Source organism: Qipengyuania gaetbuli (assembly GCF_020524765.1).
Lineage (GTDB): Bacteria > Pseudomonadota > Alphaproteobacteria > Sphingomonadales > Sphingomonadaceae > Qipengyuania > Qipengyuania gaetbuli_A.
In genome coordinates, this window is the sequence record NZ_JAIVLR010000002.1 from 900,463 (window position 1) to 922,698 (window position 22,236).

The following is a 22,236-nucleotide window of genomic DNA, read 5'->3' on the forward strand; positions in this document are numbered from 1 at the left end:
ACAGGCCCGGAAAGAATTCTGGCACGCAAGGGGAATTGCGTGCCGCTCTTGCGAGCGGGCAGCAGGCGCTCGACCGCATCGAGCCGATACTGGGCCATCTCCTGTCTTCGCCGGACCATTCGCTGTTCAGCGACGAGATCGTCGCGCGCCTCCGCGGAATGTTGAACGACCTCGCATGGCAGGTCCTGCGCGTGCAGGCTGAAGCGACCGGTCAGGCGGGCCGCGAGGCATTCGCGGAGCGTCACGGCGAAGCGCTTGCCGCGCATTTCCAGCAGTGCGGAGCGATCTTGACCCATTGCCATTCGTTGGCGGTCGAATGGCAGTTGACGGAACGTCTCGAAGCCAAAGGTGGGTTGGACCCGGTACTCTCGCCAGTTCTCCAGGACTTCATTGCGCACCACGATCCCTCGGTGGTGAGCACGGCCATGTCCGCACTTGCTGCGCAGGCGCGTTTTGCGCAGGCGCAGAGACGTATGGAACTCCCGCTTGCGGAATTGCCGGGTGACCTTTTTCACGAGGTACTCGTGTCATGGCGGACCTATAACGGCGAGCGCGTTTCTGACGCTTTGACCCGCGCCGAAGGAAAGATGCGCTCGAATTTCGATGAAAGCGCCAGTCGCCTGGCCCTGTTCGCCCGTCTCATCGCCAGCATCGGTGGCCAGGCGCTCGATGCGCTGGCGCCTGACCGGGCAGGGGCCGGACTGTTCTTCACGGCGCTTGCCGCCCGGTCGGGTCAAACGAGGGCAGAGGCAATTCTTTCGAGCAATTACCGCCAGGTTCCGAGGCTCGCCCTGGGCCTTCGGGCAGCGGGTCTGCCGGCGAGCAAGGTCGACGAGGTGCTGTTGAAGCTGCATCCACAGGCGGCACCGATTGCCGATCTCGACCTTGTCAGCGAAGCAGAAGCGCGCCGAATGCTCGCCGATGTGCAAGCGGAGATCGGTGCATGACCGTCTCGACCAAGCATATCGCTCAAGGGCGCACAGACGCCGAGGACCGACTGATCGAGGCCGATGGTCCACTATATGCGCTGCAGAAGGCTTGCGGCGGCGGGAAGGGGACCACGCTCGCCATACCCGAACTGCTGATGCTGGTCGGGAAAGCGCGCAGCTTTGGCCTTCGCCTTGCCCGCCAGTTCGAAGCGGTCGACGAAGAGTTCCACATTACGGCTTGGGTGGAAATCCGCCCGGTCGGCGGAGGCAAGGACGGCTGCGAAATTATCGTCGAGAGTTGGCAGGCCGAGCCGCTACCTCCAGAAAATCCCATCGATTCCGATCGCCGCAAGGTCGAGATAAACCGGCACCTGGCGGAATGCACCGCACGTCTCGATCCGGCCCAACGCCTGCTTTCGCTTGAGACCGAGGCACCCGATCTCGCAGGCTTGCAGGCAAAGGTTGCCGCTGCGTTCGGCAAGCCCTGGACCGACCTCGTTGAAATCGAGGGCAGTTCGCACGAACAGCCGATGCACTGGCGTCTGCTTGACGGAGCGCATTGCCGCGTGGCGGGATCTAAGCGGTTGTGGACGGCACACCTGGAGCCGCTCGGCCAGCCGACGCCCGGAACCGCAGGGTTCGTGCTCCACCTGAGTGCGGAAACGCCGCTGGCGGACCTCCCTGCCGAAGCGGCGCCCGACACGCCATCGCTCGGCCGCGACCTTACGCCGGTCCTGCGCCAGCCGATCAATCGCATTATTGCAAATGCAGAGACGATCCGTACCAAGCTCGCCGGACCGATCGCGGACGAATACAGCCAGTACGCCGCCGACATTGCCAGCGCAGGGCAGCATCTTCTCGCGCTGGTCGACGATTTGTCCGACCTTGAGGTCGTCGAATCGGAAGATTTCGTCACCGAGCCGGACCGGATCGAACTTGCCGACGTTGCCCGCCGTGCTTGTGGCATTCTTGGTGTCAGGGCTCGGGAACGCGGGATTACGCTTGTTCCGCCCGCCGAGGGTGAAAGCCAGTTGGCGATCGCGGAGTTTCGTAGGGTCCTGCAGATCATGCTCAACCTCGTGGGGAACGCCATTCGCTATTCTCCCGAGGACAGCCAGGTCTGGATCAGGCTCGACCGTATCGGCTCGCGCGCGATGATTACCGTGGCCGACCAGGGACATGGACTCGACGAGGACCAGCAGGTTCGCATTTTCGAGAAGTTCGAGCGGCTCGGGCGCAGCGGTGATGGCGGTTCCGGGCTCGGCCTCTATATTTCGCGGCGGATTGCACGAGCAATGGACGGCGATCTCACGGTAGAGAGTGCACCGGGTCTTGGTGCGCGTTTCACGCTCTCCGTTCCGGCTGCGGAAGAGATGCGTAATGCGCCGCGCCAAGGTCGCCCGGCGGACGGCCCCGACTTCAAGTGAATTGAAAAGGGGCGCCGAAGCGCCCCTGATCGTATTTCGTGATGGTAGCGCTCAGCGCTTGTCCATCGGGATGTAATCCCGCTCCGTTGGACCAGTGTAGAGCTGGCGCGGGCGGCCGATGACCTGGCCGGGATCGGAGATCATCTCGTTCCACTGCGCCACCCAGCCCACGGTGCGGGCAAGCGCGAAGAGCGCGGTGAACATGGTGGTCGGGAAGCCGATCGCCGAGAGGATGATGCCCGAGTAGAAGTCCACATTGGGGAAGAGCTTCTTCTCGCGGAAGTAATCGTCGTTGAGAGCGATTTCTTCCAACTGGAGGGCGGTCTCGAACACCGGGTCCTTGACGTTGAGCGCCTCGAACACCTCGCGCACGGTCTTCTGCATGACCGTCGCGCGCGGGTCGTAGTTCTTGTAGACGCGGTGGCCGAAGCCCATCAGGCGGAACGGATCGTTCTTGTCCTTCGCACGCTCGATATAGTGCTTGATGCGATCGGGCGTGCCGATTTCCTGCAGCATGTTGAGCGCTGCTTCGTTGGCGCCGCCATGCGCGGGGCCCCAGAGGCAGGCGATACCGGCCGCGATGCAGGCGAACGGATTGGCACCCGACGAACCTGCGAGGCGCACGGTCGAGGTCGAGGCGTTCTGTTCGTGGTCGGCGTGCAGGATGAAGATCCGGTCCATGGCGCGTTCGACGGCCGGATGGATCTCGTATTCCTCGGCCGGAACACCGAAGGTCATACGCAGGAAGTTGCCGGTGTAGCTCAGCGAGTTCTTCGGCTGCAGGAACGGCTGGCCGATCGAGTACTTGTACGCCATCGCCGCGATGGTCGGCATCTTGGCGATCAGGCGGTGCGAGCTGATCTTGCGGTGCTCGGGATCGGAAATGTCGGTGCTGTCGTGATAGAACGCCGACAGGGCACCGACGACGCCGCACATGATCGCCATGGGGTGCGCATCGCGGCGGAAACCCTGGTAGAATTGACGCAACTGGTCGTGGACCATGGTGTGGCGCGTGATCGTGTAGTCGAAGTCGGCGAGTTCTTCCTGGTTCGGCAGTTCGCCGTTCAGGAGCAGGTAGGCCACTTCCATGAAGCTGGAATGTTCGGCCAGCTGGCCGATCGGATAGCCGCGGTGAAGGAGAACGCCTTCCTCGCCGTCGATGTAGGTGAGGGCGCTTTCGCAGCTGGCCGTCGACTTGTAACCGGGATCGTAAGTGAACTTGCCGGTCGTTCCGTAAAGCTTGCGGATGTCGATGACGTCCGGCCCGACGCTGCCCTCAAGCACGGGGAAGGTCTGGCTCTGTCCGCCCAGATCGAGTGTTGCCTGTTTGTCGGCCACGCGTGTCTCCTCAGTCAGTCTTTTACCTGGCACCTGCCGGGGAGGCCTGCGCGTCGATCCGCGCGAGAGACTCCTCCTTGCCCAACAGGACCAGAACATCGAAAATTCCGGGTGACGTGGTTGTCCCCGTCAGTGCCGCACGCATGGGCTGCGCGAGCTTGCCGAGACCCAGTTCGAGCTCCTCGGCATACGATTTCGTAGTGGCTTCGAGAGCCTCGATTGTCCAGTTATTTTCCGCCTTTAGGCGCTCAGAGAGGCCGGCAAGCCGCTCGCGCGATTCATCGTCGAGCAGGGCAGCAGCCTTTTCGGTCATTTCAAGCGGCCTCTTGGCGAAGAGAAATGCTGCACCTTCAACGAGTTCGTGCGTGGTCTTTGCACGAGGTTTCAGGACTGGCATTGCCTGTGTCAGCAGGGCGACATCAGCCTTATTTCCTATGGCTTCGGCGACCAGCGCCGCCAGCCGCGCATCATCGGCTTCGCGGATGTAATGCGCATTGAGATTGAGCAGTTTCTTGATGTCGAAGCGGGACGCGCTCTTGCCGACGCCGTCGAGGTCGAACAGCTCGACTGCCTCGTCGCGGGTGATCTCCTCGCGGTCGCCGTGGCCCCAGCCAAGGCGCAGCAGGTAATTGAACAGCGCTTCCGGCAGGACACCTTCGTCGTCGCGATAGGCCTCGACGCCGATGGCACCGTGGCGCTTGGACATTTTCGCCCCGTCCGAGCCGTGGATCAGCGGAACGTGTGCATAGACGGGATCCGGCCAACCGCCTTCGATGGCGTTCATCGCGCGGATGATCGGCAGCTGGCGGAAAGCGTTGTTCAGGTGGTCATCGCCGCGGATGATATGCGTCACGCCCATGTCGTGATCGTCGACGACGACCGCGAGCATATAGGTCGGAGTGCCGTCTGCGCGCAGGAGGATATAGTCGTCGATCTCGGCGTTCTGGACCGTTACCTTGCCCTGCACGGCGTCGTAGATCGTGGTTTCGCCGTTGGTGGGGACCTTAAGGCGGATCACGAAAGGCGCGCCCGCGGGCGCTTCGGACGCGTCACGGTCACGCCAGCGACGGTCGTAACGCATGGGTTGCTTGTTGGCGCGCTGCTGGGCGCGCATCTGCTCCAGTTCTTCGGGCGTGGCGTAACACTTGTAGGCGTGGCCCGCTTCGAGAAGCTGCATGGCGACTTCCGCATGTCGCGTTGCACGGTCGGACTGGAACAGCGGCGGCTCGTCGAAATCGAGACCGAGCCAGTCGAGACCTTCCAGTATTTTGTCGATGGCTTCCTGCGTGCTCCGCTTGCGGTCGGTGTCTTCGATGCGGAGCAGGACCTTGCCGCCGTGGTGGCGTGCGTAGAGCCAGTTGAAAAGCGCGGTACGGGCGCCGCCGATATGAAGAAAGCCGGTGGGCGAGGGGGCGAAACGGGTCACCACCTGCTGAGTGCCGGCGGTCGTTTCGGTTTCGCTTGCCATTAGCTCTTCTTTCCTTTCAAACACTTGCATGGCGATGCAGGGGACGCCTTTGGTGCCGTTTGGCGAACCCGGGGGTGGCGCCGATGTTGCAGTGCAGCGCCCTTGGCGCATACGCTCTCTCTTGTCCAGAACGGCCGACGAGGCGGAGCGGTTTCTGGCCAGTCCGAAACAGGACCGGATGCCATGGCTGACGGTGGCATTCGCCAGCGGAATCGGTGGGTGGTTTGCACTTCCCGCGATGTCGTCTTGGCTTGTCGCCCTTGGCTTTGCTGGCGCTTTGGCAGGGTTGGGATGGGCGTGCCTGAGAATGACCGGCCGTCCGGCAATCTCGACCGCTCTTGTTGCCGTCTCCGTCTCATTCGTCTTGGGAATAAGTGTTATCTGGGCCCGGTCGGAAGTGGTCGGCACCGAGCCGATTGCAGCACCTGTTTTTGCCAAGCTGGACGGAACGATCCTCGAGCGTGAGGAGCAGCCTGCAGAAGACCGGGTGAGGCTTGTCATCGCCACACGGGAACAAGGGACCGGTCGCGCCATCAAGGTTCGGATCAACGTGCCCATCAAGTCGGATGATGAGGCCTTGAAAGAGGGCGCTACGATGCGGCTCGCCGCGCGCCTTATGCCGCCATCGCCACCCATCCTGCCCGGCGCCTATGACTTTGCCCGGGCAGCTTGGTTCAAGGGTTACGCTGCGACCGGATCGCTTGCTGGAGACATCGAGGTCCTAACGGAGGCCCCGAGTAAAGAGGGAGGAACGCTTGCAAGCGCGCAAAGGCGTTTGTCTGCGCATGTCCGCAGCCGCGTTGACGGTTCGGCAGGCTCCATCGCAGCGGCCTTCGCGAGCGGTGACAGGGGCGGAATCCCTTTGGCCGACGAGGAAGCGATGCGCGATGCGGGTCTGACCCACCTCCTGTCCATCAGCGGGCTGCACGTGAGCGCCGTGATTGCGGCGGCCTATTTCCTTGCGCTGAAGCTGCTCGCCTTGTGGCCGTGGCTCGCCTTGCGTGTGCGCTTGCCGCTTTGCGCCGCCACGGTCGGGGCGGGGGCAGGCATAGCCTATACGCTGCTTACGGGAGCTGAAGTGCCCACGGTCAGGAGCTGTATCGGCGCAGTGCTGGTTCTCGGGGCACTGGCATTGGGGAGGGAGCCCCTGTCAATGCGAATGGTCGCGGTTGCGGCGTTCTGCGTCCTGCTGTTCTGGCCCGAAGCGGTAATCGGCCCGAGCTTCCAGATGAGCTTTGCTGCGGTGCTTGCGATCATTGCCCTGCACAACTCCGGCCCCGTGCAGCAGTTTCTCCGCCCGAGGGAAGAGGCGCTTGCGTCGAAATACGCACGGCGGGTGGCGATGCTGTTCATCACCGGTGTCGTCATCGAAATAGCCCTTACGCCCATCGTGCTGTTTCATTTTCACCGGGCAGGGCTCTACGGTGCCTTTGCGAATGTCGTCGGCATCCCGCTGGTCACTTTCGTGTCGATGCCGCTCATTGCCCTGGCGCTGCTTCTCGATCTGGCGGGACTGGGCGGTCCGGTATGGTGGCTGGCAGGAAACTCGCTCGATCTCTTGTTGTGGATCGCTCATTTCACCTCTGCCCAGCCCGGAGCGGTAAAGCTGGTTCCGCAGATGGGTTTGGGGACGATCGCCCTCTTCGTCGGCGGTGCCTTGTGGCTGGCCCTGTGGCGGGGGAAGGTGCGGCTGTGGGGTCTGTTGCCGGCCGCCGTGAGCGCGTTTGCGCTAGCGGTAACGCCTGCAGCCGACATCCTCGTGACGCGGGATGGCGCGGATTTCGGCATCGTGGACGGAAACGGGCAGCTCCACGTGCTACGCGGCTCTCCACATTCCTATTCCCAAACCAACCTGATCGAGCTGTCCGGCAGCGATAACCCTCCGGTTCCGGTGCAAATCTACCCGGACGCGAGGTGCAGCGCTGATTTCTGCAGCCTCGTCGTCAACCGTAGCGAGCGTGAGTGGGTCCTCCTGGTGGCGCTCAACCGACAGCGCATCGATGAGCGCCAACTGGCCGCAGCATGCGAACTGAGCGATATCGTGATAGCAGACCGGTGGTTACCCCGCAGCTGCCAGCCCCGATGGCTCAAAGTCGACGGTCGTTACCTGAGCGACAACGGTGGCACGGCGATCTACCTCGACGATGAGCGTGTAGCCGGCGTGGCTGATGGCCAGGGAAGCCATGGCTGGCAGCGTTCAGGGATCGAGAGCCCCAAACAAGAAGGGCGCCAGCTTTCGCCGGCGCCCTCATTGCCTTGAACCTTGCTTGTCAGTGGTAACGACGCAGCAGTCCTGCGAGTTTTCCCTGAACCTGCACGCGGTTGGCTTCGTAGACCTGAGGTTCGTAAGCGCCGTTTGCCGGATCGAGCCGGACCATGGCACCTTCGCGCCGCAGGTACTTGAGCGTTGCCTCCTCGTTATCGACGAGAGCAACGACGATTTCCCCATCCCGCGCCGTTTCCGTGCGGCGGACAAGGGCGAAGTCTCCGTCGAAAATGCCAGCCTCGATCATCGAGTCCCCAGACACTTCGAGCGCATAGTGATCGCCTGGGCCGAGGAGGGCGGCCGGCACCGGCATGCTCGACTGGCCTTCGATGGCTTCGATCGGTGCGCCTGCGGCAATACGGCCATGGAGCGGGATCTGAAGGACGTCGTTCGCCGGATCTGGAGCGACGGGTGTTGCCTTGTGCACGGAAACCACTGCAGCGTTCGCAGCCGTGGCTGGTGCCTTAGAGGCGGCAGGCGCAGTGACCGCATCTTCCGGAAGCTTGATCACTTCGAGCGCCCTCGCGCGGTTCGGCAGGCGGCGGATGAAGCCGCGTTCTTCAAGCGCGGAAATCAGGCGGTGGACGCCAGACTTGCTCTTCAAATCGAGCGCTTCCTTCATCTCTTCGAAAGAAGGCGAAATGCCGGTTTCCCCGAGACGCTGCTGGATGAAGCGGATCAATTCATGCTGCTTTGCGGTCAGCATCGGTCACTCCCTCGTTCCTGTTCACATCATGCGAACGAATGTGGAACAATTAGGCAACCAATTTTCGCGAGTCAAGCAAGTCTGCGGTTTTTCGCGCCGAAATGGAGGAACAGGCGTTCCCGTTTCAGTCCTCGGCTTTCCAGTCGCCGGACTTGCCTCCGGTCTTTTCGACCAGGCGCACACCGGAGATGACCATCGATCGGTCGACTGCTTTTGCCATGTCGTAGAGCGTCAGTAGGGCAACGCTGGCGGCGGTGAGTGCTTCCATCTCCACACCGGTCTTACCGGTGAGACCCGCCTTGGCGGTTACCGCGACATGGTCATCGGCGAGGTGGAAATCGACCGTGACGGTCTCGAGTCCGAGCGGATGGCAGAGCGGGATGAGCTCGCCAGTGCGCTTGGCCGCCATGATCCCGGCGATCCTTGCAGTCGCGAGCGCATCTCCCTTGCCGAGGCTTCCGTCCGCAATGGCGGCGAGCGCCTCCGGTTTCATGGTAATCCGGCCCTCTGCAGTGGCCGTGCGCCGTGTCGTCGGCTTCGCGGAGATGTCGACCATGCGGGCAGCGCCCTTGTCGTCGAGATGCGTCAACGGCGTCACGCTGGCTCTGCGCCGGTTCCGCGCAGCAGAGCCTTCGTTGCCGTCTCGACATCCGCTTGCCGCATCAGGCTTTCGCCCACGAGGAAGCTGCGCACTCCCGAACGGGACAGGCGGAGGCAGTCGTCATGCGAGAAGATGCCGCTTTCCCCGACGATCAGCGAACCATCCTTTGCCAGCGGCGCAAGTCGCTCGGTCGTGACGAGATCGGTCTCGAAGGTCTTGAGGTTCCGGTTGTTTATCCCGACGAGCTGTGATTTGAGCGCCTTGGAGCGCTCCAGTTCCTCCTCGTCGTGTACCTCCACCAGCACGTCCATGCCGCGCTCCAGCGCCGCGTCTTCGATTTCGTGCATCGTGCTGTCATCGAGAGCGGCGACGATGATGAGAATGGCGTCTGCGCCGATCGCGCGGGCTTCGGCCACCTGCCACGGATCGACCATGAAATCCTTGCGCAGAACGGGAAGCTCGCAAGCGGCACGTGCAGCGACGAGGAAATCCTCGTGGCCCTGGAAATATGGAGCGTCGGTCAGGACCGAAAGGCAGCTCGCTCCGCCAGCCTGGTAGGAGCGGGCATGGGCCGCAGGGTCGAAATCGGCCCTGATCAGTCCCTTGGACGGAGAGGCCTTCTTGATTTCGGCAATCAGCCCGAAGCCCGTTTCCTCCGCCTTGCGCAAAGCGGCATGGAAACCTCGCGGTGCGCTCTGCTCCGCTGCCATCGCATCCAGCACATCGAGCGAATGCAACCGCTTGCGCTGGGCTACTTCCTCGCGCTTGGTCGCGCAGATTTCGTCGAGTTTGTTCGTGCCGCTCACTTCGCCATCCCGATCCAGTCATGGAGCAGCTGGCGCGCTTTTCCGCTGTCGATCGCTTCAGCCCCGAGTTCGGCTGCTTCGGTCCAGTCGTCGCTTTTCCCGGCCACGAGGAAGGTCGCGGCCGCATTGAAAAGGACCGCATCGCGGTAGGGCCCCGGTGCGCCGAGCAGCAGGGCCTCCAGAGCCTTCGCGTTGTGTGCCGGATCACCGCCGCGGATCGCCTCCACCGGCGCATAAGGCAGGTTCGCCTGGACCGCGGTTACGCGTCGCATCTCGAAATCGTTGCCGCGAACGTCCGCCAGCTCGTTACCGCCGGCAAGGGACAGTTCGTCGAGACCCTCGTCGCCCGAGGCGATGAAAGTGCGTTCGGTGCCGAGCATTGCCTTCGCCTTGGCATAGATGGGCACATAGGCTGGCCGTGCAATGCCGATCAGTTGGCGGGTGACGCCCGCCGGATTCGACAGCGGCCCCATGAGGTTGAAGATGGTCCGTACACCGAGGCGCTGGCGGATGGGCTGGATTCGGCCCATTGCGGGGTGATGGTTCTTCGCGAACAGGAAGCAAATTCCGAGTTCATTCAGGGTCTTCTCGGCGGTTCTTCCCGCAGCCTCCATGTCCAGCCCGAGCGCTTCGAGCGTATCGGCTGCACCGGATTTCGAGCTTGCGGCGCGGTTGCCGTGCTTGGCGACAGGCACCCCGCTTGCCGCAACGACCAGGCTCACCGCGGTCGAAACGTTCAGAGTGTGATGCCCGTCTCCGCCGGTACCGCAGCAATCGACCGTTCCTTCGGGCGCGTCGATCGGGATCAGCCGGGCACGAAGCGCTCGAGCGGCTCCAGCGATTTCTTCGGACGTTTCGCTGCGCGCTGACATGTCGACGAGGAAGCGGGCGATTTCATCCTCGCCCGTCTCTCCGTCGAGGATCCAGCCGAAGATTTCTTCCGCCTGGGCGGCGTCCAGATGGACGTCTGCGGTCGGCAATTGCTTCATGCCGGCACCTTTGCGGCGATCCCGCAGATTTCTAGGAAATTGGCGAGCAACGCGTGCCCGTGTTCGGTCGCGATGCTTTCCGGGTGGAACTGGACCCCGTGGATCGGCAGTTCGTGGTGTCGGAAACCCATCACGCTGCTGCCGTCGAGACCCGGCGTCTCGCTTTCGGCGTTCACGACGAGGACGTTCGGGATCTCCTCGACGACGAGAGAGTGGTAACGTGTCGCAGTAAACGGCGAAGGCAGGCCCTTGAACAGCCCGCTTCCGTCGTGCGTCACCGCGCTGGTCTTGCCGTGCATGAGCCCGCCGCGCACGACCTTGCCGCCGAAATGCTGGCCGATTGACTGGTGCCCGAGGCATACGCCGAGCAGCGGTTTGCCGCTTGCCGCACAGGCCTGCACCAGATCGAGGCTGATGCCAGCTTCCGACGGCGTGCAGGGGCCGGGCGAAATAAGGTATCCGGCAGCATCGCGCTCGATGGCTTCGGCAGCGGTGATAGCGTCATTGCGCACCACTTCGACCTTTGCCCCAAGCTCCATCAGGTAATGGACGAGGTTGAAGGTGAAGCTGTCGTAATTGTCGACGACGAGGATGGTCCGGTTGTCGGTCATGTCAGGCGTCAATGGCGGGGCAGGGACTTCAATTCAAGCAAGCAAAACAACTTGCTGTGTCACGCCTGCTTGCCCGCGAGCTTGTCTGTCGCACGAACGAGACCGTCGACGATGCCGGGTTCGCCGGCGCTGTGACCGGCATCGTGGACGATCCACAGTTCGGCTTCGGGCCAGGCTTTCTTCAGCTCCCACGCGCTGGTCGGCGGGGTGCAGATGTCATGGCGGCCCTGCACGATGATACCGGGGATATACTTGATCCGGTCGAGGTTCCTGATGAGCTGCGCCTCTTCGAGGAAGAAGTCCTCGAGGAAGAAGCGGGCGCAGATGCGCGCGAACGGCACGGCCTTGGCCGGGTCGGCAAAGCTGTCGAGCAGTTTTTCGTCCGGCAACAGGGTTGCGACATTGCCTTCCCACAGCGACCATTCCCGCGCTGCGTCGAGGCGGGTCGCCTCGTCGTCGCTGGTCAGCCGGTCGTAATAGGCCTGCACCAGGTCGCCGCGCTCGGCCTCCGGGATGAGGCCGGTGAAGTCATCCCACTGCTCGGCCATGATTTCGCTGGCGCCGTAGCTGTAGAGCCAGTGCTTTTCCTTCTGGCGGGCGAGGAAGACGCCGCGCAGGACGATCTCGCTGGTGCGTTCGGGATGGGTCTGGGCATAGGCGAGCGCGAGCGTTGCGCCCCAGCTCCCACCGAAGACCTGCCATGTGTCGTGGCCGCACATTTCCCGCAGTCGCTCGATATCGGCCACGATGCGCCAGGTGTCGTTGTGCTCGATTTCGGCGAAGGGCAGCGACTTGCCGCAGCCGCGCTGATCGAAGAGGAGCACGTCGTAAAGCTCGGGATCCCATTGGCGACGGTGGTCGGGGCTCATCCCGCCGCCCGGACCGCCATGCAGGAAAACGGCGGGCTTCGCACCCCGCGTTCCGACCCGTTCGTAATAGAGCGAATGGCCTTCGCCGACATCGAGCATCCCGGTCTCGTAGGGTTCGATCTCGGGGTAGAGGGTGCGGCGTTCGTTACTCATGGTCTGCAACCTTCCGTTCCACCAGCACGATAGGACCAATGGGTGCGCCCGTATCGAGGCGATCTGTCGCGGGATTCCACAGGCCCGACACGCTCCCGTCGAGATAGAGCGCGTTCTTCACACTCAATTCGTCGCGGAAGAAGCGGGCTAGCTTGCCGAACGAAATCGGCGCGTTCGAGATGACGAAATGCGCCCTGCCGCGATCATCCACGCCGACGCCGTTCCGGATCGCGCGCGAAGGCCCGTCCTGCGTGATCTCGGGGTGAAGCTTCCCGCCGACGACCAGCATCGGGCCCGACTGGGTGCCGAATTCAGGGCGATCGGCAACGTTGGCAAGGAAGTCGTCAGTCGTGCGGATTTCCCACTTGTCACCCGTGCCGAAGAAAACGCCGTTGGGCTTCATGTGGAAGTTGCCTTCACCATCGGCGGTGTTCAGCGTCTTCAGCCGCTCCGAACCGCTGACAAAATAGCCGATCGGCTGCCCTTCGTCGTCATACATCCCGGCATTCATGGCGAAGGCCACGGTCGCAGGATCGCGGGTCGCGGAGAAGGCGGTGAGACTGCGGAACGGACCTTGCCCGTCCGGCCCGAGGACCATGGCGACCCGGTGACGGGAAGGCACGGCAAGACAGTGGGTCAGCGAGGTATTCTCGAAGATGATCGAGCGGCAGGCGCTTTCCACCTGGCTTGCCACCGAAGGGGCATCGCTGGCTGCAGCCGTCGGCGTGGCCCCGGCCTGGCCGTCGATGCGCGTGCGCGTGACCGGCTCGCCCGCCTGCGGCGGTTCGCATGCGCTCAGAAGAAGAAGGGTAATTGCGACCGAAAAGTACTTCATTGTCCGTAACCGGGTTCCTGGGCAATGCGGACGGCTTCCTTGGCAGCCGCGAACAGAGCGCCAGCCTTGGCCTCGCATTCGCGTTGCTCGTAGGCGGAATCGCTGTCTGCGACGATTCCCGCACCTGCCTGCACATGCATGAGGCCATCCTTTAGGACGGCAGTGCGCAAGACGATACAACTATCGAGCGATCCATCGGGCGCAAAATAGCCGACACCGCCGGCATAGGGCCCGCGCTTGGCCGGTTCGAGCTCTGCGATGATCTGGCAGGCCCTGATCTTGGGGGCGCCGCTGACGGTGCCGGCGGGAAATCCCGCGAACAGCGCGTCGAGCGCATCGCGTTCCGAATCGAGCTTGCCGACCACGTTGCTGACGATATGCATGACGTGGCTGTAGTGTTCGACGGTAAAGCTGTCCGTTACCTCGACACTGCCGCTTTGCGCGACACGGCCCACATCATTGCGCCCGAGGTCGAGCAGCATGAGGTGTTCCGCCCGCTCTTTCGGGTCGGCCAGCAGCGATGCCTCTGCCTCGCGATCTGCTGCAGGTGTCGCGCCGCGCGGACGAGTCCCTGCGATGGGGCGGATCGTGACCTGCTCGTCACGCACGCGGACGAGGATTTCGGGGCTCGATCCGACAATTGCGAAACCCGGAAGGTCGAGGAAATAGAGGAAAGGCGAGGGGTTCACCCGCCGCAAGGCGCGGTAGAGAGCGATCGGAGGCAGCTCGAACGGAGTCGTGAAGCGCTGCGAGAGCACGACCTGGAAGATATCTCCCGCGGCAATGTACTCCTTCGCCGCATCAACCATGCCTGCGAATTGTTCGGGCGGCATGGTGGGCTGCGGGTCGCAGGATGAAAGCGCGCCGGGCGCTTCCATCTGGACTGGTACCGCCGACGAAAGGCGGGCAAGCGCACTATCGATACGATCCGCCGCTGCCGCCAGCGCGTCATCGGCACCGGTGTCGGAGGGCCAGATTGGCGCGATACAGAAGAGCTGCTCCGTCAGATTGTCGAATACGAGCAACAGGGTCGGACGAACGAACAGCATGTCCGGCACAACGATCGCGCTTTCGCCTGCAGCCGGAAGCTTCTCGACCAGCCCGATGGTCTCGTAGCCGAAATAGCCCACGAGGCAGGCCAGTGCGGGCGGCAATTCTTCGGGCACGTCGATCCGGCATTCCGCCAGAAGGTTGCGCAAGGCGGCGAGCGTATCGTCCTCGCAGCCTTCGAACGCATCGCGGGAATACTGCCAGCTGCGGTTGATAGCCGCCGTATTGCCGTCTGCACGGAACACGAGATCGGGGTCGAGGCCGATGAGGCTGTAACGCCCCCGGACCTCGCCTCCCTCAACCGATTCCAGCAGGAAATCGCCGCGCCCTTCCTCGATCAGGCGCAGGCCGGCCCCGACCGGGGTTACCGTGTCGGAGACGATCTTGCGCCAGACGAGGGCAGGTTGCCCTGCTGCAAGAGCCCTACGTGCCCGGTCGGACCCTTCGAGCGATGGTCCCAAGGCGAACCTCAGTTCGTCTCGCCGAGCAACTGGCGGCGAACCGCGGCAATTGCATCGGGATTGCGCTCGACGCCGACTTCGGCGCGCATGGCGGCCAGCATCTGCTGCGAATATTCCGCGGTCCAGCCCTGCGCGATCTGGAGCAGTGCCTGCTGGACCAGCGGGTCGTTCTCTTCGAGCTGGCCGAGCGAGATGTCTTCGAGCGACACGACGAACCAGCCCTGGTCGCCATTGCCCTTGAGCTTCTTCGTCGAGCCTTCGGCCATCGCGAACATCAGCGCGATCGGCGCAGGCACGCTGGTATTGCCGAGGCGTGCGAGTTCCTCGCGACTGAGGTTCACGGCTTCGGGAGCGGGGAGGGCAACCTTCTCTGCTGCCATCGCTGCAGCGAGGCTCTGGCCTCCCTGGACACGCTTGAGGACGCGATCTGCCGCAGCCCTCGCACCCTCGTTACCGCGCGAGCGGCGCCATTCGGCGATCACGTTCTCGCGGATTTCGGCGAGCGGGGCGACCGAGGAGGGTGTGATCGACGAGACTTCGTAGAGCAGGAAGTTCTGGCCGTCGGGCAGGGCAGCGATCTCGGGTTCGCCTTCTTCGATCTGGAATGCGAAATCGAGCGTCGATGCCACCAGTTCGGGCGCACGCTGGGCGGTTCCGTAAACGAAGCCGGAAGCGGTGAGAGGCTGCGTTGCCACGACATTAAGGTCGAGCTCTTCCGCTACTGCCGTCAAGGATGCACCATCGGCGAGGCGGTCCTCGATCGTGGTTGCCAGTTCGGCGATACCGCGCTGGCGGTTGCGTTCGCGAAGCACGTCGGCGATTTCGCCGCGAACGCTCGCCACGGTCTTGGCGGGAACCTGCGTCACGTCGTCGACACGGGCGATGTGCCAGCCGAGCGGGCTGCGCGCAGGGGCAGTCAGGCCGCCTTCGGATGCCGAGAAATAGGCATCCGCGACTGCGGCGCTCGCCTGTTCGCGAACATTGTCGCGTTCCTGGTCGGACAGTTCGGCAGTACGGAAGCCGGCTTCTGCAGCAGCTGCGGCAAAGCTCTGGCCGCCGCGGACACGGTTGGCGATGGCTTCGGCGCCTTGACGCGTGGCGACGATGACCTGCGTGAAATCGCGGGTTTCGCGGGCAGCGTAGTTTTCCGCGTTTTCTTTGAAGTAGGCAGCGATCTGGGCGTCATCGGGCTCGATGCTTTCGCCCAAGGCCTCGCTGCCGAAGGTCGCATAGCGCAGGGTGCGCCGCTCGGGACGGACGAAACGCGACTGGTTGTCGGCGTAGAACTTCTGGAGCTGGGCGTCGGTGGGCGCACCGGTCGGAGCGAAGGCAGCGGCCGAAATCACGGCGACCGAACCGCGGCGACGTTCCTTGAAGGTGCGGGCATAGGTCCGAGCGATGGAATCGGGGACCTTTGCGCCGTAGGCAGAAGGGATGATCGACTGGCGGAAGAACAGTGAAGTGCGGATCTGGCTGCGCAATTGCGCGTCGGTCAGGCTCTGCGTCTGGAGAAAGGCCTGGTAGGCTGCTTCCTCGAAATCGCCGCTGGGGCCACGGGCGCCGGGAATCTGGCGGATTTCGCTGTTGACCAGGTTGCGACCTGCCCGAAGTCCGTTTTCCTCGCCCCAGGCAACCAGGACGAAGCGGTCGATCAGGCCGTCGAGGATTTCGTCGATCCCGTTGTCCGCCAGCAGCGTCTGAATGGTCGCGTCGGGGTTGTCCTGGCGCGCCTGCCGCAATGCCTCGGCCGCGCCGTCGCTTAGTTCGGCGGTCGAGATCTTTTCGCTACCGACCACTGCAACACGGTCGCCGCCCGCAACACCGCCGAATGCGCCGGTGCTGGACACATCCATGCTGGCGAAAGCGAAGCCAATCAGGCCGAGAAATGCGAGGGCGATGGCAAGGCCGACCTTCGTCTTGAAGAAATTCCGGAAAAAGGTGAGCATGACTTGCGGTCGGGCCTCTTCAGTGCTTTGGGGGCGCCCGCTTCCGGACGGGAAGCGGTGCGACACCGGTTCGAGCAGCGCGCTTTATCCGCCCTGCGACCTCGTCGCAACAGGTCCCGTCCGCTTTTGACGCATAAACAAGCCCACTCTGGCGATTGTCCGCTACCACCCTATATAGCGCCCGCCGGATACGACATTACGTGACAGGAAATAACCATGGCCGAACGGCCTTATATCGTTGGTAACTGGAAGATGAACGGTACGCGCGCAATGCTCAGCGAAGCGCGCGCGATCGATCGCGCTGCACAGCGCTACATGAAGGCGGAAGTGGCCGTAGCCCCGCCGTACACGCTCATTCACGCCGTCCACCGCGAAGCCGAACAGATCGGCATCGGTGCGCAGGACTGCCATCCCGGCGCAGAAGGTGCGCACACCGGCGATATCTCGGCATCGATGCTGGCGGACGCCGGGGCGAAATTCGTCATTCTCGGCCATAGCGAACGTCGCGGCGCCCACGGCGAATCGAACGACCTTATCAACGCCAAGATCGAAAGCGCGCTCGAGGCTGGCCTGCGCATCATCCTGTGCTGCGGCGAAAGCCTCGAACTGCGGGATGCGGGCAAGGCCGAGGAGTTCGTACTTGGCCAGCTCCGTGCCAGCCTCCCCAAGATCGAAGACGCTGCCGAACGCCTGACGGTCGCCTACGAGCCGATCTGGGCCATCGGAACCGGTCGCACCGCAACGGTCGAAGACATCGAGGCGATGCATGCGGCAATCCGCAAGCTGCTCGACGAAACCTATGGTGAGGAACATTCCTCGCAGGTCCGTATTCTCTACGGCGGCTCCGTGAACGCGGACAATGCCCGGGAAATCCTTTCGACTCCCGAAGTCGGCGGTGCGCTGGTCGGCGGCGCGAGCCTGTCGGCCGAAAGCTTCCTTGGTATCGTCGTGGCCGCTTCGGAAGCCGAAGAAGCCTGATTCTCGCACACCTTGCCGTAGCGGCGTCTGACGCCTAGATGCGGCCCACCAGTTTATTCGATAGAGCTAGCAACCGATGTTCCTCTTCCTCACTGTCGTCCAGGCGATCGTCGCCGCTGCCCTCGTCGGCGTCATTCTCATGCAGCGCAGCGAAGGCGGCGGTCTTGGCATCGGCGGCAGCCCCTCCGGCATGCTCAGCGCCCGCGGCGCAGCCGACTTCCTGACCCGTTCGACCAAGTGGCTGGCCGTGGCATTCGTGGTCCTTTCGATCGCGCTTGCTGCGATGGCTGTCGAGGGTGTGGGAACGGGCGGCGTCGAATCGACGCTCGATCGTTCGGTCACTCCGGCCGAGCCGGTCGACCCGCTGGGCGGTCCGGGTGCGGCACCTGCAGCAGCCCCGGCTCCGGCAGAGCCTGCACCGGCTGAAGATCCACTCGCCGAATAAGCCTCAAATCTTCGCCCTTCCTCAGGCGTCTGTGGACGACGCGCGCTTTGGCGCGTCTTTATCCTTGCGCCGACTCACCCCCCACGCTTAAGGCCCGACTCCCATGGCGCGGTATATTTTCATCACCGGCGGCGTGGTCTCCTCGCTCGGTAAAGGTCTCATGGCTGCGAGCCTCGCAGCGCTCCTCCAGGCGCGCGGCTACAAGGTCCGCATCCGCAAGTTCGATCCCTATCTGAATGTCGATCCCGGCACGATGAGCCCGTATCAGCACGGCGAGGTCTATGTGACCGACGACGGCGCTGAAACGGACCTCGACCTTGGGCACTACGAGCGCTTCACCGGCGTCTCGGCGCACCAGGGTGACAACGTGACTTCGGGCCGGGTCTACCAACAGATCATCGCCAAGGAGCGCCGCGGCGACTACCTCGGTGCGACCGTGCAGGTCGTCCCGCACGTGACCGATGCAATCAAGGAATTTGCGCTCGCCGACCAGGGCGATCACGATTTCATCTTGTGCGAAATCGGCGGAACCGTCGGCGATATCGAGGGGCTTCCGTTCATGGAGGCCATCCGACAGATGCGTAACGAACTGGAGCCGATGCAGACACTGAGCGTCCACGTGACGCTGGTGCCCTACATCGCTGCAGCAGGCGAACTGAAGACCAAGCCGACCCAGCATTCGGTCCGCGAACTGGCCAGTCTCGGGATCAAGCCGGACGTGCTGCTCTGCCGCGCAGAGCATCCTATCCCGGACAGCGAGCGACAGAAGATCGCCAACTTCTGCAACGTGCGCAAGGAAGCGGTGATCCCCGCGCTCGATGCGCCCTCGATCTACTCGGTCCCGCTGCAGTACCATGCAGAAGGCCTCGACACCGAGGTCCTGCGCGGGTTCGGCATCACCGATGCGCCCGAACCGGACCTGTCGCGCTGGTACGACGTGGTCGACCGCCATTCGAACCCCGAAGGCGAGGTCACAATCGGCGTGGTCGGCAAGTACGTCGGCCTGCAGGACGCCTACAAGTCGCTCAACGAGGCGCTGGTCCACGGCGGCATGGCCCACCGGGTCAAGGTCAACATCAAGTGGATCGACGCCGAAGTATTCGAACAGGGCGACAGCGACATCGCGGCCCAGCTCGAGCCGATGCACGGCATTCTCGTGCCCGGCGGTTTCGGTGAACGCGGGAGCGAGGGCAAGATTGCTGCCGTACGCTTCGCGCGCGAACGCAAGGTGCCGTTCTTCGGCATCTGTCTCGGCATGCAGATGGCCTGCATCGAAGGCGCTCGGGCGGCAGGCTACAGCAAGGCGAGCTCGACCGAATTCGGCGCGACGGAAGAACCGGTGGTGGGCATCATCACCGAATGGATGACGCAGGAAGGCTTGCAGACCCGCGAGGCCGGCGGCGACCTTGGCGGTACGATGCGCCTCGGTGCCTATGACGCCAAGCTGGCAGCCAACAGCCATGTCTCCTCGATCTATGGTGGCACGACCGAGATTTCGGAACGCCATCGCCACCGCTACGAGGTAAACGGAGCCTATATCGAGCCGCTGGAAAAGCAGGGCCTTATCTTCTCCGGCATGTCGCCTGACGGCCTGCTTCCCGAAATCGTGGAGCGTCCGGACCACCCTTGGTTCGTCGGCGTCCAGTTCCACCCGGAATTGAAGTCCAAGCCCTTCGATCCGCACCCGCTTTTCGCGGGTTTCATCGGCGCGGCGCTTGAACAGGCACGTCTCGTGTAATTTATTTTTGCATTGGCCACAGGCGTAAACGATTGTTTTCGCTAAGGCTGATTTGCCGGTTTTGTACCAACACGACAGAGCGCGGAGTCCCTAGGGATTCCGCGCTCTTTATCTTTTGTTGCATTTAATGCAGACCGGCCCGGAGATCAGTGGTGATAGGCCACTGAATTTACGAAACTACACTGCGCCAGCCGGTGGTGGGCTTGCCTCGAACCCGGTCGTCTTCTGCGACCCGGACGGCCGAATTTGGGGCTTGGCGGCGCTAGTCGTCGCGAGGGCGGTGCCTTAGGGCGCCGCCCTCTTTAGTTGGAGGCGCTGGTCAGGCAGCTTCGCTGTCGTCGCCCTTGACGATTTCCAGGGGCTTTTGTCCGCCGATCGAGATCTTCTTCGGCTTCATCGCCTCGGGAACTTCGCGCAGCAGGTCGATGACTAGCATGCCGTCCCTGAGGTCTGCGTTTTCCACGCGGACATAATCCGCAAGGTCGAAACGGCGCTCGAACCCGCGGTTGGCGATGCCGACATGCAGCATTTCGCCTTCGGGCTGATCGTCGCGCTTGCGGCCCTGGATGACCAGCAGGTTCTGCTGGGCCGTGATATCGAGGTCTTCGGGGCGGAAGCCCGCGACGGCCAGCGTGATGCGATATTCATCGTCACCGCGGCGCTCGATATTGAACGGGGGGTAATTATCGCCACCGGCATTGCGCGCCTGACGTTCCATCAGGTCGAACAGGCGGTCGAAGCCGACGGTCGAACGGCGATAGGGGGTAGTGTCGAAACGGTTCATCGAAACAAATCCTCTTCTGAGCAATTTGACATTGGGGAGCCCTAAACCGGCACTCCCGAACCGGCTGAACACCAGCCGGCACATTCAAGATAGTCGTCCGTCGGGGGCTTTCAAGCATCCCGCTGCACGGCTAGACAGCTTTGGAAAGAACAGCACGGGATCGACCATGAGCCAGCCCCATATCGACATCTACACCAAGTTCGGCTGCGGCTACTGCTACCGCGCGAAGAAGCTGCTCGACGACAAGGGCGCGGTGTATGAGGAACACGACATCACGATGGGCGGCCCCAAGCGCGACGAAATGATGGAGCGCGCTCCGCAGGCGCGAACCGTGCCGCAAATCTTCATCGGCGAAGTCTATGTCGGCGGTTCGGACGATCTCGCGGCGCTGGAACGCGCCGGCAAGCTCGATGATATCCTGGCCGGTTGAATGACGCGCATCGCGCTTTATCAGGCGACGACCGGGATCGATCCTCGAGCCAACGCAGCGCGCCTGGTCGAGGCTATCGAAAGGGCCGCCGTGGGCGGTGCGCAGATGTTGTTCACGCCCGAGATGTCGGGCCTGCTCGACCGGGATCGCCAGCGTGCTGTCGGCCACGTGGTGAGCGAAGCGGCAAACCCCGTCCTCGCCGCCGTGAGAGAAGCGAGTGCCCGCGCCAATATCTGGACTTGCATCGGGTCGCTCGCCGTCCTCGCTGATGGCGGGAAATGGGCCAACCGGAGTTTCGTGATCGACGCAGGTGGCGAGATCGTGGCCCGCTACGACAAGATGCACATGTTCGATGTCGATCTCGCGACCGGTGAGAGCTGGCGCGAGTCAAACGCATACCAGGCGGGCGACAAGGTCGTTGCCGTCGATACGCCGATTGGCAGGCTCGGCCTCGCGGTGTGCTATGATTTGCGCTTTCCCGGCCTGTTCGAAGCTTTGGGCAAGCTTGGCTGCGACGCCATTGCCATCCCTGCCGCGTTCACAGTGCCGACGGGAAGGGCGCACTGGCACATCATGCAAAGGGCTAGGGCGATCGAGGCCTCCGCCTACGTTATCGCTGCCGCCCAGGTCGGCCAGCATGAAGACGGTCGCACGACCTATGGCCACAGCCTTGTCGTCGATCCATGGGGAGAGGTCCTGCTCGACATGGGGGACGAGGGGAGCGGGGTCGGATTTGCGGAAATCGACTTGTCGCGCATCGCCGATGTGCGGGCGCAAGTTCCCAGCCTTGCCAACCGCCGCGAAATCGCCATTTAGGCGCCATGATCGTCTACGACCTCCACTGCGACAACGGCCACCGCTTCGAAGGCTGGTTCGGATCGTCCGCCGATTACGAGCGACAGAGCGAGGTCGGGCTGGTCGATTGCCCTGAATGCGGCTCCACCAATGTCGGCAAGGCCCCTATGGCACCGTCTGTCCCCGCTAAGTCGAACTCCGCGCCGAAGCAGAATACCGGAGCAAAGGAGGCCCAGCTTTCCAACGCTCCGATGCCGCCGGAAGTGCGCAAGGCGTTCGAGGCGCTAGCCAAGGCACAGGCAAAGGCGCTCGAAAAAAGCAGGTGGGTAGGGGACAAGTTCGCCGAGGAAGCCCGCTCGCAGCATTACGGCGAGGCCGACGAAACGCCGATCCACGGCAAGGCCACCAAGGAAGAGGCCAAGGAACTCGCAGCCGAGGGAATTGCGGTTGCGCCCATCCTTTTCCCCATCGCGCCGCCCGACGAACTCAATTGATTGCCACGGCAAGTTGAGCCGCTATACGAAGCGCCGGCGCGCCCGTAGCTCAGTCGGATAGAGCATCAGATTCCTAATCTGGGGGCCACAGGTTCGAATCCTGTCGGGCGCACCATT

At 63.2% G+C, this 22,236-nt stretch carries 21 protein-coding genes and 1 tRNA gene; 10 read left to right on the top strand and 12 right to left on the bottom strand.

The genetic code is table 11. From position 1 onward, the window contains the following. Positions 1 to 35: 35 nt before the first annotated feature. On the top strand, positions 36 to 947 hold the full coding sequence (locus LC083_RS12900; protein WP_226700724.1) for a hypothetical protein: 912 nt from the start codon (positions 36 to 38) through the stop codon (positions 945 to 947). Then, entirely contained in the window at positions 944 to 2,356 is a 1,413-nt protein-coding gene (locus tag LC083_RS12905) for a sensor histidine kinase (RefSeq protein ID WP_226700725.1), read from the top strand. The genes LC083_RS12900 and LC083_RS12905 overlap by 4 nt, the downstream gene beginning before the upstream one ends. Before the next feature lie 51 nt (positions 2,357 to 2,407). Here LC083_RS12905 and LC083_RS12910 read toward each other — a convergent pair whose 3' ends face one another. Beyond that, positions 2,408 to 3,694 carry a citrate synthase gene (locus LC083_RS12910; protein ID WP_160607050.1) on the bottom strand — a complete coding sequence of 429 codons (1,287 nt, stop codon included), beginning with the start codon at positions 3,692 to 3,694 and terminating at the stop codon, positions 2,408 to 2,410. Positions 3,695 to 3,716: 22 nt separating this feature from the next. Next, on the bottom strand, positions 3,717 to 5,162 hold the full coding sequence (gene gltX / locus LC083_RS12915) for a glutamate--tRNA ligase (RefSeq protein WP_226700726.1): 1,446 nt from the start codon (positions 5,160 to 5,162) through the stop codon (positions 3,717 to 3,719). A gap of 28 nt (positions 5,163 to 5,190) precedes the next feature. Here gltX and LC083_RS12920 point away from each other — a divergent pair, with 28 nt between their 5' ends. Further along, the gene (locus LC083_RS12920; RefSeq protein ID WP_226700727.1) at positions 5,191 to 7,422 is read left to right on the top strand and encodes a ComEC/Rec2 family competence protein; all 2,232 of its coding nucleotides are present in this window, start codon (positions 5,191 to 5,193) and stop codon (positions 7,420 to 7,422) included. A gap of 10 nt (positions 7,423 to 7,432) precedes the next feature. On the opposite strand, the gene lexA is transcribed toward LC083_RS12920, so the two are convergent. From lexA to LC083_RS12965, 9 genes are all read right to left on the bottom strand, one after another. Next, a complete protein-coding gene (gene lexA / locus LC083_RS12925; RefSeq protein WP_226700728.1) occupies positions 7,433 to 8,134 on the bottom strand; it encodes a transcriptional repressor LexA in 702 nt (233 codons plus the stop codon). A 124-nt stretch (positions 8,135 to 8,258) separates the two neighbouring features. Then, the gene (moaC, locus tag LC083_RS12930) at positions 8,259 to 8,732 is read right to left on the bottom strand and encodes a cyclic pyranopterin monophosphate synthase MoaC (protein WP_226700729.1); all 474 of its coding nucleotides are present in this window, start codon (positions 8,730 to 8,732) and stop codon (positions 8,259 to 8,261) included. Continuing rightward, positions 8,729 to 9,541 carry an indole-3-glycerol phosphate synthase TrpC gene (gene trpC / locus LC083_RS12935; RefSeq protein ID WP_226700730.1) on the bottom strand — a complete coding sequence of 271 codons (813 nt, stop codon included), beginning with the start codon at positions 9,539 to 9,541 and terminating at the stop codon, positions 8,729 to 8,731. The genes moaC and trpC overlap by 4 nt, the downstream gene beginning before the upstream one ends. Beyond that, complete coding sequence (trpD, locus tag LC083_RS12940; RefSeq protein WP_226700731.1) at positions 9,538 to 10,530, bottom strand: anthranilate phosphoribosyltransferase; 993 nt, start codon at positions 10,528 to 10,530, stop codon at positions 9,538 to 9,540. Before trpD ends, trpC begins: the two co-directional genes overlap by 4 nt. Next, positions 10,527 to 11,141 carry an anthranilate synthase component II gene (locus tag LC083_RS12945; RefSeq protein WP_226700732.1) on the bottom strand — a complete coding sequence of 205 codons (615 nt, stop codon included), beginning with the start codon at positions 11,139 to 11,141 and terminating at the stop codon, positions 10,527 to 10,529. Before LC083_RS12945 ends, trpD begins: the two co-directional genes overlap by 4 nt. A 59-nt stretch (positions 11,142 to 11,200) precedes the next feature. After that, positions 11,201 to 12,163, bottom strand: a complete 963-nt coding sequence (pip, locus tag LC083_RS12950) for a prolyl aminopeptidase (protein ID WP_226700733.1) — start codon at positions 12,161 to 12,163, stop codon at positions 11,201 to 11,203. Then, entirely contained in the window at positions 12,156 to 12,998 is an 843-nt protein-coding gene (locus tag LC083_RS12955; RefSeq protein ID WP_226700734.1) for a phosphodiester glycosidase family protein, read from the bottom strand. Before LC083_RS12955 ends, pip begins: the two co-directional genes overlap by 8 nt. Further along, positions 12,995 to 14,509, bottom strand: a complete 1,515-nt coding sequence (gene trpE, locus LC083_RS12960) for an anthranilate synthase component I (RefSeq protein ID WP_226700735.1) — start codon at positions 14,507 to 14,509, stop codon at positions 12,995 to 12,997. Before trpE ends, LC083_RS12955 begins: the two co-directional genes overlap by 4 nt. 8 nt (positions 14,510 to 14,517) lie before the next feature. Beyond that, on the bottom strand, positions 14,518 to 16,455 hold the full coding sequence (locus LC083_RS12965) for a peptidylprolyl isomerase (RefSeq protein WP_226700736.1): 1,938 nt from the start codon (positions 16,453 to 16,455) through the stop codon (positions 14,518 to 14,520). 216 nt (positions 16,456 to 16,671) lie between these two features. On the opposite strand from LC083_RS12965, the gene tpiA reads away from it, so the two are divergent. The 3 genes from tpiA (at position 16,672) to LC083_RS12980 (ending at position 19,616) form a co-directional block, all read left to right on the top strand. After that, positions 16,672 to 17,433, top strand: a complete 762-nt coding sequence (tpiA, locus tag LC083_RS12970) for a triose-phosphate isomerase (protein ID WP_226700737.1) — start codon at positions 16,672 to 16,674, stop codon at positions 17,431 to 17,433. Positions 17,434 to 17,509: 76 nt separating this feature from the next. Next, positions 17,510 to 17,878, top strand: a complete 369-nt coding sequence (gene secG, locus LC083_RS12975; RefSeq protein WP_226700738.1) for a preprotein translocase subunit SecG — start codon at positions 17,510 to 17,512, stop codon at positions 17,876 to 17,878. Positions 17,879 to 17,981: 103 nt separating this feature from the next. Further along, on the top strand, positions 17,982 to 19,616 hold the full coding sequence (locus LC083_RS12980) for a CTP synthase (protein ID WP_226700739.1): 1,635 nt from the start codon (positions 17,982 to 17,984) through the stop codon (positions 19,614 to 19,616). A 319-nt stretch (positions 19,617 to 19,935) separates the two neighbouring features. On the opposite strand, the gene LC083_RS12985 is transcribed toward LC083_RS12980, so the two are convergent. Next, positions 19,936 to 20,400 carry an Hsp20 family protein gene (locus LC083_RS12985; protein WP_160607064.1) on the bottom strand — a complete coding sequence of 155 codons (465 nt, stop codon included), beginning with the start codon at positions 20,398 to 20,400 and terminating at the stop codon, positions 19,936 to 19,938. Positions 20,401 to 20,566: 166 nt separating this feature from the next. Here LC083_RS12985 and grxC point away from each other — a divergent pair, with 166 nt between their 5' ends. The 4 genes from grxC (at position 20,567) to LC083_RS13005 (ending at position 22,234) form a co-directional block, all read left to right on the top strand. Next, positions 20,567 to 20,830: a glutaredoxin 3 gene (grxC, locus tag LC083_RS12990; protein WP_226700740.1), complete on the top strand. Its 264-nt coding sequence runs from the start codon at positions 20,567 to 20,569 to the stop codon at positions 20,828 to 20,830. Then, on the top strand, positions 20,831 to 21,646 hold the full coding sequence (locus tag LC083_RS12995; protein ID WP_226700741.1) for a carbon-nitrogen hydrolase family protein: 816 nt from the start codon (positions 20,831 to 20,833) through the stop codon (positions 21,644 to 21,646). A gap of 5 nt (positions 21,647 to 21,651) precedes the next feature. Further along, complete coding sequence (locus tag LC083_RS13000; protein WP_226700742.1) at positions 21,652 to 22,119, top strand: DUF1178 family protein; 468 nt, start codon at positions 21,652 to 21,654, stop codon at positions 22,117 to 22,119. A 38-nt stretch (positions 22,120 to 22,157) separates the two neighbouring features. Continuing rightward, positions 22,158 to 22,234, top strand: a tRNA-Arg gene (locus tag LC083_RS13005). The last annotated feature ends 2 nt before the right edge of the window (positions 22,235 to 22,236 follow it).

Coding starts and splice junctions, on each gene's coding strand:
- LC083_RS12905 (WP_226700725.1), top strand. CDS start 944: ATGACCGTCTCGACCAAGCATATCGCTCAAGGGCGCACAGACGCCGAG.
- gltX (WP_226700726.1), bottom strand. CDS start 5,162: ATGGCAAGCGAAACCGAAACGACCGCCGGCACTCAGCAGGTGGTGACC.
- LC083_RS12920 (WP_226700727.1), top strand. CDS start 5,191: ATGGCGATGCAGGGGACGCCTTTGGTGCCGTTTGGCGAACCCGGGGGT.
- lexA (WP_226700728.1), bottom strand. CDS start 8,134: ATGCTGACCGCAAAGCAGCATGAATTGATCCGCTTCATCCAGCAGCGT.
- trpD (WP_226700731.1), bottom strand. CDS start 10,530: ATGAAGCAATTGCCGACCGCAGACGTCCATCTGGACGCCGCCCAGGCG.
- LC083_RS12945 (WP_226700732.1), bottom strand. CDS start 11,141: ATGACCGACAACCGGACCATCCTCGTCGTCGACAATTACGACAGCTTC.
- pip (WP_226700733.1), bottom strand. CDS start 12,163: ATGAGTAACGAACGCCGCACCCTCTACCCCGAGATCGAACCCTACGAG.
- LC083_RS12955 (WP_226700734.1), bottom strand. CDS start 12,998: ATGAAGTACTTTTCGGTCGCAATTACCCTTCTTCTTCTGAGCGCATGC.
- LC083_RS12965 (WP_226700736.1), bottom strand. CDS start 16,455: ATGCTCACCTTTTTCCGGAATTTCTTCAAGACGAAGGTCGGCCTTGCC.
- tpiA (WP_226700737.1), top strand. CDS start 16,672: ATGGCCGAACGGCCTTATATCGTTGGTAACTGGAAGATGAACGGTACG.
- secG (WP_226700738.1), top strand. CDS start 17,510: ATGTTCCTCTTCCTCACTGTCGTCCAGGCGATCGTCGCCGCTGCCCTC.
- LC083_RS12980 (WP_226700739.1), top strand. CDS start 17,982: ATGGCGCGGTATATTTTCATCACCGGCGGCGTGGTCTCCTCGCTCGGT.
- LC083_RS12985 (WP_160607064.1), bottom strand. CDS start 20,400: ATGAACCGTTTCGACACTACCCCCTATCGCCGTTCGACCGTCGGCTTC.
- grxC (WP_226700740.1), top strand. CDS start 20,567: ATGAGCCAGCCCCATATCGACATCTACACCAAGTTCGGCTGCGGCTAC.
- LC083_RS12995 (WP_226700741.1), top strand. CDS start 20,831: ATGACGCGCATCGCGCTTTATCAGGCGACGACCGGGATCGATCCTCGA.
- LC083_RS13000 (WP_226700742.1), top strand. CDS start 21,652: ATGATCGTCTACGACCTCCACTGCGACAACGGCCACCGCTTCGAAGGC.